Raw genomic sequence first — 9805 nt, 5'->3', positions numbered from 1 at the left:
ATGAAGTCCCAAAAGGGTGCGGCAGGGGGGACGGATTGGACGTTGAAGTGGAGGGAAGGCACAAAAAAGTCCAAAATGGAGCGGCATAGAGTGGCAGGTTGGACGTTGAAGCGGTGGGGAGGCAGTAAATAGGCAGGAGGAAGTCCAAAAGGAGAGCGATAGAGTGGTGGGTTGGACGTTAGAGTGGCGAAAAGCCAGCAAACAGGCATAATAAAGTCCAAAAGGTGCGCCACTGGAGTTCAGAGTTAGAATAAGTCAACAAGAATCAAAAAGAATCTGCAAAACCCTATTGACAAATAGGAAATTGAGAATATAATCATTTACATACCAAGATACTATGTTTATATGGAATTGGATTCACAAGAAGATTATGCAGGAATATACAAGGAGGTACATGAAGGTTGAAGAATAGAATTATTGACACAGATGTACTTATTATAGGTGGCGGAACGGCAGGGTGTTTTGCCGGTATCACACTTGGAGGGAAGAAAGACCTTGATGTACTGATTGTTGAGAAGGCGAACATTGTACGAAGCGGCTGCCTTGCTGCAGGTGTTAATGCAATCAATGCTTATATCACTAAGGGCAGAGTTCCACAGGATTATGTTGATTATTGTAAGAAAGATGCACATGGAATTGTAAGAGAGGATCTGCTTCTTTCAATGTCTGAGAGGCTTAATCATGTCACTAAGATAATGGAGGACTTAGGACTTGTAATCCTTAAAGATGAGAATGGAGATTATGTTGCGAGAGGAAACCGCAATATTAAGATAAATGGTGAGAATATCAAGCCGATACTGGCAGATGCAGTTAAGAAGCAGGACAATGTAGCGGTAATCAATCACCTTAATATTACAGATTTCATAGTAGAGAATAACAAGATTAAAGGTGCATACGGATTTGATGTCAACAATGCAGAGTTCTATGAGATAAATGCGAAGGCAGTTCTTGTGGCTACTGGCGGAGCGGCAGGTCTTTACAGACCTAACAATCCTGGATTTTCAAGACATAAAATGTGGTATCCACCGTTCAATACAGGAGCCGGATATGCAATGGGAATCAATGCAGGTGCGGAGATGACCACATTTGAAATGAGATTCATTGCTTTAAGATGTAAAGATACAATCGCACCGACAGGAACGATTGCACAGGGAGTTCCGGCAAAGCAGCTTAATTCCAACGGTGAAGTGTATGAGAACAAATATGGTCTTACAACTTCACAGAGACTTTACGGAACAGTTACGGAAAACCGTGAGGGCAGAGGTCCTTGTTATCTTGGAACTAAGGGAATAAGCAGGGAGCAGGAAGAAGACCTTTACAAAGCATATCTTAACATGGCACCGAGCCAGACACTTAAGTGGCTTGAGGCGGCGGGCGGTCCTTCTGAAGAAAATGTTGAGATAGAAGGAACTGAGCCATACATAGTCGGAGGCCATACAGCGAGTGGTTACTGGGTTGATAATAACCGAGAGACTACAATCCACGGGCTTTTTGCAGCAGGCGATGTTGCAGGCGGATGTCCACAGAAATATGTGACAGGCGCACTTGCCGAGGGCGAGATTGCAGCACAGGCGATAGCAGAGAGACTTACTGGTTCTGGAAAAGGATTTGTTGTCAGGGAAGCTTCGGATGAGGAGCTGTCACAGGAAGCACTGGAAAAGAAGCATGAATATGAGAGCTTCCTTAATAATAAGCAGGGGCTGGTCGATATCGAGCAGACTGAGGAAGCGATGCAGAAGATTATGGACCAGTACGCAGGTGGCATAAGCACTGATTACCAGTACAATGAAGCAAGACTTGAGCTTGCGGATGAGAAGATAAAGTTCTTAGAGAAGAGCATTGATAATCTTGCGGCACAGGATGCGGACGATTTGCTTAGAATCTATGAGATAAGAGAAAGACTTACGGTGTGCAGAAGTGTTATAGCACATTTGAAAGCAAGAAAAGAAACCCGTTGGCACAGCTTTGCGGAGAATATGGATTATCCGGCTAAGAGTGATGACTGGTTAAAATATGTCAACTCCCGCAAGGAGAATGGCGAGATTAAGATAATCATAAGAGACCTTGTGAGGGGAGGCGACAGCTATGAGCATTCAGATAAATAAGTTAAAATGCGTTGGCTGCGGGAAGTGCGTTGAAGCCTGTCCTGGCAATCTTATTAAGAAAGATACTGATGGAAAAGCATTTATAAAGCATGTCAAGGACTGCTGGGGTTGCACATCATGTCTTAAAGAATGTCGTTTTGAGGCAATTAATTTCTTTCTGGGTGCTGATGTCGGCGGCAAGGGAAGCACTCTTTCGTTCAGACAGAATGGAAGCATCAATACATGGACGGTGACTTCGCCAGACGGAACAGTTAAGACGCTTGAGGTCAACAGACAAGAATCTAATAAATATTAGGGAGGAATATCATGGGTAATTTATCACATTTGGACGCACTCGAAGCAGAGGCAATATATATTATAAGGGAAGTTGCAGCAGAATGCGAAAAGCCGGTAATGCTGTATTCTATAGGAAAGGACAGCTCAGTTATGCTTCATCTTGCAATGAAAGCATTCTATCCTGAGAAACCGCCATTTCCATTTCTTCATATTGACACAACATGGAAGTTCAGGGAAATGATTAAGTTCAGGGATGAGACAGCGAAAAAGCTTGGAATTGAGATGCTTACTTACACTAACGAAGAGGGTGTTAAGCAGGGAATTAATCCATTTGACCACGGTTCAGCTTACACTGATATCATGAAGACTCAGGCTCTTAAGCAGGCACTTAACAAATACGGCTTCACAGCAGCATTTGGCGGGGGACGAAGAGACGAGGAGAAATCAAGAGCTAAGGAGAGAATTTTTTCTTTCAGAAATACAGCACAGGCATGGGACCCTAAGAACCAGCGTCCGGAAATGTGGAAGCTTTACAACACTAAGATTCACAAGGGCGAGAGCATGAGAGTTTTCCCTATCTCTAACTGGACTGAGAAGGATATCTGGCAGTACATCCAGAGAGAAAAGATTGATATTGTACCTCTTTATTTTGCAGCAGAAAGACCTGTTGTATACCGTGACGGCAATATTATCATGGTTGATGATGACAGAATGAGACTTCTTCCGGGCGAGAAGCCACAGATGAAGAAGGTAAGATTCAGAACTCTTGGCTGTTATCCACTTACAGGTGGTGTTGAGTCAGACGCAGAGACTCTTGATGAGATTATCGAGGAGACTTTAAGTGCGGTTGAGTCAGAAAGAACAAGCCGTGTAATCGACCATGAGGAAGCAGGAAGCATGGAAAGAAGAAAGAAAGAGGGGTACTTCTAGAATGAAAGGTTTACTTAAATTTATCACATGCGGTAGTGTTGATGATGGAAAATCTACACTTATCGGACACATTTTATATGATTCAAAGTTATTGTATGCAGATCAGGAGAAGGCATTAGAGCTTGATTCCAAGGTCGGAAGCCGTGAAGGTAAGATTGATTATTCACTTCTTCTTGATGGTCTTATGGCTGAGAGAGAGCAGGGAATTACTATTGATGTTGCTTACAGATATTTTACAACCGACAATAGAAGCTTTATAGTTGCTGATACTCCGGGACATGAGGAGTACACAAGAAACATGGCGGTTGGTGCTTCATTTGCAGACCTTGCAGTAATCCTTGTTGATGCAAAGCAGGGCGTGCTTATCCAGACTAAGAGACACGCAAGAATCTGCGCACTCATGGGAATTAAGCATTTTGTATTTGCAGTTAATAAGATGGACCTTGTTGGTTACAGTGAGGAGCGTTTCAACGAGATTAATGCGCAGATAGCAGAGCTTACTAAGGAGCTTTCACTTGCAGATGTAGTTGTTATCCCTGTTTCGGCAACTGAGGGTGACAATGTAACAACTAAGTCTGAAAATATTCCTTGGTATAAGGGTCAGGCACTTCTTCCTTATCTTGAGCAGGTTGATGTTGATGATACTGAGGAAGAAAAGGGCTTCTACATGCCTGTTCAGAGAGTATGCCGTCCAAATCATGAATTCCGTGGTTTCCAGGGACAGATTGAGGCAGGAAGCGTATCTGTTGGTGACGAGATTATCACTCTTCCAACTAAGGAGCATGTTCATGTAAAGAGTATCCATGTCGGTGACAAGGAAGCCCAGACTGCTTCTATTGGACAGCCTGTAACTATCCAGTTAGACCGTGAGGTTGATGTTTCAAGAGGTTCTGTTCTTGCAGCAGGCGCTGACTTAAAGCTTGCAACTGAGATTACAGCTACTATTCTCTGGATGGATGATGATGTTCTTACTAATAACAAGAACTTTTTCGTAAAGCTTGGAACAAGACTTATTCCAGGCGTTGTTACTGAGATTGTCAATACTATTGATGTTAATACAGGTGAGGAGAAGCCAGCAGCTCTCCTTAAGAAAAATGAAATCGCAGTATGCAAGATTTCTCTTGCTGATGTAATTGTTGTTGATGAATTTGACCTTCACAAGACTATGGGTGAGCTTATCCTCATAGACCGTGTTACTAATATGACTAGTGCCTGTGGCGTTGTCCGTGAAGTTAATGAGGAAGCTGATGATGTTAAGGAAGTTGACGCAGCTTTCAGAGCTGAGCTTAACAACCAGAAGCCTGTTGTTGTTGAGGCTGTTCTTTCAGACAAGATTAATGTTGATTTCTTAAAGAAGGTTGAGAAGGAGCTTCTTCTTGAAAGCAAGCACGTATATCTGTATGCTCCGGCAGAGGGCGAGGATTATACAAATGTTGTTACTCACTTTGTAAATGCAGGTATTGTTGTTATCCTTGCACTTAGTAAGGCAGCTGATATTAAGATTGATGGCGCAGAAGTGCTTGCAGGCTGGGAGTCTGAGGTTGACGCAACTACTGCGGATGTGGCTGAGTTTATTAAGAAGAATGCGTAGCTGGGGCTCTTTCCCGCTGCGTGGGGTTACTTCAGGGGTGGAAGTGTTGGCAGACGGGCGGTAAAGGGCGCTTCGCTGCTTTGCTTGGTTTTGGAATATATTTTGTAGGAGTTAGGTTATAATTATGAATACACATTTTTTTAAAAAGTTAATATCTTTGGGTATGATTTTTTGCCTGACTTTTATTGGACTTTCTGGTTGTGGGCAGAAGAAGACGGAACTTGTTAATGTTTCTTATGATGCCACAAGAGAGTTTTATAAGGAGTATAACAGGCTTTTTGAGGATTACTGGTATGGCAGGACTGGCGAGAAGGTTGAGGTTATCCAGTCTCATGGCGGTTCTGGAAAGCAGGCGCTAGAGGTCGCTAACGGTCTTGGTGCTGATGTTGTCACGCTTGCTCTTGAGGGAGATGTTAATGTTATAAGGGACGAAGGGCTGATTGATGACGGATATATCAATGATTATTCTGATGACAGCTCGCCTTACACTTCTACGATTGTTTTTCTTGTAAGAAAGGGCAATCCTAAGAATATTAAGGACTGGGATGATCTTCTTAATGATGAGGTTAAGGTTATTACCCCTAATCCTAAGACTTCCGGAGGAGCCAGATGGAATTTCCTTGCAGCATGGTATTATTTTAAGAAGCAGGGACAGACTGAGGAACAGGTTCAGGCTAGTGTTACGAGACTTTACAGGAATGTGGCAGTGCTTGATTCAGGTGCAAGAGGTTCTTCTACCACATTTGCAGAGAATGGACAGGGAGATGTCCTGATTGCATGGGAAAATGAAGCATTTTTTGCATTACAGGAATATCCGGGCGAGTATGAGATTGTCGTTCCGTCTGCATCTGTATTGTGCCAGCCAACGGTTGCAAAGGTTGACGAGGTCACACAGATGAATGGCACGGAGGAGCTTGCTGATGCCTATCTATCTTTCCTGTACACTGATGATGCGCAGAGACTTGAAGCACAGAACTTCTACAGACCTGTAAACAGGGACATCCAGAAGGAATACGAGTCTTCTGGCGATTCAAGAAACATTAAGGAAATCCCTTCCGACGGCAAATGGATTGTCAAGGACATTGACATGGCGGATATCGGGTATTTTGGCGGCTGGGAAGCGGCTACACAGAAGTTTTTCTCTGATGGTGGAATATTTGATAAGATATATGATTAATTAAAATGTTTTGTTGAATATGCTGCGCGGTTGAATATATTGTGCGAATCTGACTATGCACAGGTACATGAAGCCTACTAATATAGAGCAAGTTGTTGGTTTAGTAGGTTTCTGCGGAGAATATTATAAGTTGTTTAAGTGATAAGACCTACTAATCAATCAGGGAAGATATGATTAGTAGGTCTTTCACTCGCAAATTGCTTACAATTGTTAGTGAAATGTGGGAAAAAGACCTACGAAAATATGCTAATTTAACAATATAGTAGGTTATGAGCCAGAAAGTATATGCATAAACTATGGAAATGACCTACTATATTGAGTGTATAATGGCTTTTAGTGGGTTTTGTCCTCTGTCAGCAGCCTCTTATAAGTACAGTCGATGCCAAGCGCGCCGAGCGGAGCAGTAACTATGATTGCAAGTACAGCTACGGAAAGCACTATCTGTCCGCAGGCAAGTCCGGCGGCGAGAGGAACAGAGCCGATGGCTGCCTGGACGGTTGCTTTAGGAAGATAGGCAATTATGCAGAAAAGCCGTTCCTTCCATGTAAGATTTGTCTTTACGGTGCAGAGAAGAACTCCGGCTGCTCTGAAGACAAGTGCTGCAAGAATCATGAGTAAGGCTGGAAGCCCGGCTTTAAGTGTGTAGCGGATATCGACAGCCGCGCCGACAAGCACGAACAATATTACTTCAGCAGCGAGCCACAGCTTGCCGAATTTCTCGGACAAACGGGCTGATACGGCAGGAACACATTTGAACTTCAGCGTACATGCCATAGCGACAACGGCAAGAAGTCCGGAAACAGACACTTTACCTTCAAGCCAGCCCTCAATTGCGATAAGAAGGAAAGAGAAGCCAAGCACGATAATAACCTTCATGCTGTTTCTTACAGTATGCTTGCGGGCGTATGATGTTTCAAAGAACAGATACAGTCCCAATCCGGTTACTATGCCAAGAATTATGCCGAGTATAATAGACACAGGAATATTTACGAAATCCATAACATTTGCCTTGCCACCCTGTGCCACATTTAAAAATGTTGTGAATAACACTATTACAAATATGTCATCGCACGAAGCACCAGACAGTATCATCTGTGGAATTGCCTTGTCAGTTCCGTAGCGTTTCTCAATCAGCATTACCATCCGGGGAACGACAACCGCAGGAGAAACGGCGGCGAGAACCGCGCCCATTACTGCAGCTTCGGCGTGGTTAATTCCAAGAATTACAGGGGCAAGCAGAATATAACCGATGATTTCACAGGAAGCTGGAATGAAGGACATGAGAATTGCACTTCGTCCGGCTTTTTTCAGGTCTTTTAAGTCAAGCGACAGACCGGCTTTGATAAGAATAATGATAAGAGCCATTTTTCGCAAGTCAGCCGATATTGAAAGGATTGACGGGTCAAGAAAATCAAGGACATATGGCCCGAGGACAATACCGGTAACAAGCATACCGATGATTCTTGGCAGTTTCAGCTTCTGGCAGATTGCGCCCATGACGAGCCCAACCAGAAAGATAAGTGATAAAGATGTCAGCATAATAAGCCTCCTTAAAAATGTAGTAAATGCATTTATGAACGCAAAAAAAGCTGATGCTTCCTGCGACATAAAATCGTAGAAGTCATCAGCTTGAATAAGCAGTTTAGGTTTCCCAAGGGAGTACTTCATTCCCTTTGATATTTATAATACTTTGGGGCAGGATTGTCAAATGTAAGAAGAATAGTATGTTAGATTATTCATTTTTAATTGCATTATACAGATTAACAATCTCGCCATCTTTCTTGGAATTCAAGAACACAGTCTGGTCAGCAGTTTTTATCATAAGTACAGGAGACACATCTTTAAAAATGTAGAGACTGCATTTTCCATAAGTATTGCCCTTGAATCTTCCGACAAGATAACTTTCTGTGGCACCGCCATTGGACTTGAAAAAATGGTCGTCTGGAAGCTTATCCATAAGCTTAAGTTCTATGATGTCGTCAATGTTAATACTGCTTGTGTAACCGCATGAAGACACATTTACAGTGCTTTCAGTAGTCTTAATATCAATAGTGACATGCAGGAACGGCGCAAGTACAACAATTGTCCATATTAAGGTTCCTAGCAGAATTGCTGTGATTGTACCAGTGAACACCTTTGCACCGGTTCTGGCGTAGTTAAGCGAGTAGTTGGTCGAACACAGCCTGTCGGGTACGAAAAGGTGCGGGTCATTAGGATTGTAGTAAAATCCAGTCTTCCAGTAGTCATCATCATCAACAAATACCGGCTGTGTGTCAGCCTTAAGCATTTCATTCTTTCTGTTGCGTGCAAGAATAAGAATGACAGTGAGCGTGCAGCCGCTTAACAACTGCAGAATAATGTACATCCAGAAACTTAAGTCTCCAACAGTATCCTGAATAATACACATTAATACAAATGTTATCCATGCCACGAAGTTAAGAAGTGACATTACAAGCATTGCTGAAGCAATGTATTTTTTCATAGTAAGATTAACAATGTTGTTAATGTCCGAATTAAGGCTGTATGTCTGATTCTGTCGTCTGTTCATATAAATATGGAACACAAACCCGAATACAGAAACTATGACAGTACATATTGCAAATACAATAATCATAGAAAAATACGCTCTGTCTGTCCATGAATAGAATGGAATCAGTGCCAGCAGTTCTGCGGCAATTATGATGATGTGGTATCTGAAGCTGATGGGGGTTGCGTCAGCATTTGCACAGGCACGCGTATCAATGAAGACCTTCTGTTTCTGGGATTCAACAAACCAGCCATTCTGTATCTTTAACAGATACATTTTCCGATGCGCTGAAAGCTGGATATACATAATTCCGAAAACGAACACGAGAATCCAGATTGTATACATAATAACGAAAATGATTATGTTCACAAAATTAAGAAAGCATATGGCTATTGAGAGTACTGCATTGATATTCTGAAAATATTTCATGCTTTTCTTAAAGCGTGTCATAAGTCGTGTGACATCGTCATCGTTAACATGGTCGCCTGGAATGTGGACTCCGATAAGCATTCCATTGTTGTATCGGTAGTTGGATTCATATGCAAATCTCATGATCAGGACTGTGAACATGTTGCATACGAAGAATAGCATAAACATTGCGATTTTCATAAGGAAACCTCCTTGTATAGTGGGACTGTGTGTGTTAATGCATGTGTGAATACAGGCATATTACATTGTGCAGGGATTCATCTTGGAATAAATGTTTTCGCACATTTTTAAGAATTCTTCTTTATCCATTCCAGTAATGCTTGCTTCTGCTGACGGCAGTTCAAGTTCTGATTCAAGCTTTTCCCTGAATTCAATATCCATATTAATATTCTCAGCGACAAATGCACCAAGCCTTCTGTCGGTTTTAATAAAACCTTCAGCTTTAAGAATCTGGTAGGTTTTATTGACGGTCATTGTATTAACGCCTGCGTCAGAAGCAAGCTGTCTGACAGTCGGCAGTTTCTCGCCAGCCTTAAGTTCTCCCTTGCCAATTCCTTTAACAATCTGATTCCTTAACTGCACATATATGGGTGTGTCGCTCGCAAAATCAAGTTCAATAACCATGTGAAGCTCCTTTCTGTAAAGAGAGGTGATTTTTGTCTTACTTGTATTATATATAGTAATACAGATAAGACAAGAAGTCAAGAGGGCAGGGTGAGGATAATCATAGGCATGAGATAATATTTGGGAAATGCCTACGCAAGCTAAGA

At 42.3% G+C, this 9805-nt stretch carries 8 protein-coding genes and 1 riboswitch; of the genes, 5 read left to right on the top strand and 3 right to left on the bottom strand.

Going from position 1 to position 9805, the window contains the following annotated elements; translation table 11 throughout:
* Positions 1 to 401 precede the first annotated feature (401 nt).
* The 5 genes from DW963_RS08925 to DW963_RS08905 all read left to right on the top strand — a co-directional run bounded on the left by DW963_RS08925 (position 402) and on the right by DW963_RS08905 (position 6079).
* Positions 402 to 2105: an adenylyl-sulfate reductase subunit alpha gene (locus DW963_RS08925; protein WP_117915190.1), complete on the top strand. Its 1704-nt coding sequence runs from the start codon at positions 402 to 404 to the stop codon at positions 2103 to 2105.
* Positions 2086 to 2400 (top strand): 4Fe-4S dicluster domain-containing protein, encoded by a 315-nt coding sequence (locus DW963_RS08920; protein WP_022099023.1) that lies wholly within the window; start codon positions 2086 to 2088, stop codon positions 2398 to 2400. The genes DW963_RS08925 and DW963_RS08920 overlap by 20 nt, the downstream gene beginning before the upstream one ends.
* 11 nt (positions 2401 to 2411) lie before the next feature.
* Positions 2412 to 3311 carry a sulfate adenylyltransferase subunit CysD gene (cysD, locus tag DW963_RS08915; RefSeq protein ID WP_117915188.1) on the top strand — a complete coding sequence of 300 codons (900 nt, stop codon included), beginning with the start codon at positions 2412 to 2414 and terminating at the stop codon, positions 3309 to 3311.
* A 1-nt stretch (position 3312) separates the two neighbouring features.
* Positions 3313 to 4902 (top strand): sulfate adenylyltransferase subunit 1, encoded by a 1590-nt coding sequence (locus DW963_RS08910; RefSeq protein ID WP_117915186.1) that lies wholly within the window; start codon positions 3313 to 3315, stop codon positions 4900 to 4902.
* Between the two features lie 124 nt (positions 4903 to 5026).
* Positions 5027 to 6079, top strand: a complete 1053-nt coding sequence (locus tag DW963_RS08905) for a sulfate ABC transporter substrate-binding protein (protein WP_117915185.1) — start codon at positions 5027 to 5029, stop codon at positions 6077 to 6079.
* Between the two features lie 333 nt (positions 6080 to 6412).
* On the opposite strand, the gene DW963_RS08900 is transcribed toward DW963_RS08905, so the two are convergent.
* The 3 genes from DW963_RS08900 to DW963_RS08890 form a co-directional block, all read right to left on the bottom strand.
* The gene (locus tag DW963_RS08900; RefSeq protein ID WP_117915183.1) at positions 6413 to 7618 is read right to left on the bottom strand and encodes a cation:proton antiporter; all 1206 of its coding nucleotides are present in this window, start codon (positions 7616 to 7618) and stop codon (positions 6413 to 6415) included.
* A 69-nt stretch (positions 7619 to 7687) separates the two neighbouring features.
* A riboswitch (Fluoride riboswitch) is annotated at positions 7688 to 7760 on the bottom strand.
* Between the two features lie 51 nt (positions 7761 to 7811).
* Positions 7812 to 9215: a PH domain-containing protein gene (locus DW963_RS08895; protein ID WP_117915181.1), complete on the bottom strand. Its 1404-nt coding sequence runs from the start codon at positions 9213 to 9215 to the stop codon at positions 7812 to 7814.
* A 60-nt stretch (positions 9216 to 9275) separates the two neighbouring features.
* Positions 9276 to 9659: a GntR family transcriptional regulator gene (locus tag DW963_RS08890; protein ID WP_117915179.1), complete on the bottom strand. Its 384-nt coding sequence runs from the start codon at positions 9657 to 9659 to the stop codon at positions 9276 to 9278.
* Between the last annotated feature and the right edge of the window lie 146 nt (positions 9660 to 9805).

This window comes from Eubacterium sp. AM46-8 (assembly GCF_003466705.1).
Taxonomy (GTDB): domain Bacteria; phylum Bacillota; class Clostridia; order Lachnospirales; family Lachnospiraceae; genus Lachnospira.
The sequence above is the reverse complement of the archived record's forward strand: the minus strand, read 5'-3'. Positions and strand labels throughout refer to the sequence as shown.

Excerpts from the sequence above, each read along its gene's own strand:
- DW963_RS08920 (WP_022099023.1), top strand. The coding sequence starts at position 2,086 with ATGAGCATTCAGATAAATAAGTTAAAATGCGTTGGCTGCGGGAAGTGC.
- cysD (WP_117915188.1), top strand. The coding sequence starts at position 2,412 with ATGGGTAATTTATCACATTTGGACGCACTCGAAGCAGAGGCAATATAT.
- DW963_RS08910 (WP_117915186.1), top strand. The coding sequence starts at position 3,313 with ATGAAAGGTTTACTTAAATTTATCACATGCGGTAGTGTTGATGATGGA.
- DW963_RS08905 (WP_117915185.1), top strand. The coding sequence starts at position 5,027 with ATGAATACACATTTTTTTAAAAAGTTAATATCTTTGGGTATGATTTTT.
- DW963_RS08900 (WP_117915183.1), bottom strand. The coding sequence starts at position 7,618 with ATGCTGACATCTTTATCACTTATCTTTCTGGTTGGGCTCGTCATGGGC.
- DW963_RS08895 (WP_117915181.1), bottom strand. The coding sequence starts at position 9,215 with ATGAAAATCGCAATGTTTATGCTATTCTTCGTATGCAACATGTTCACA.
- DW963_RS08890 (WP_117915179.1), bottom strand. The coding sequence starts at position 9,659 with ATGGTTATTGAACTTGATTTTGCGAGCGACACACCCATATATGTGCAG.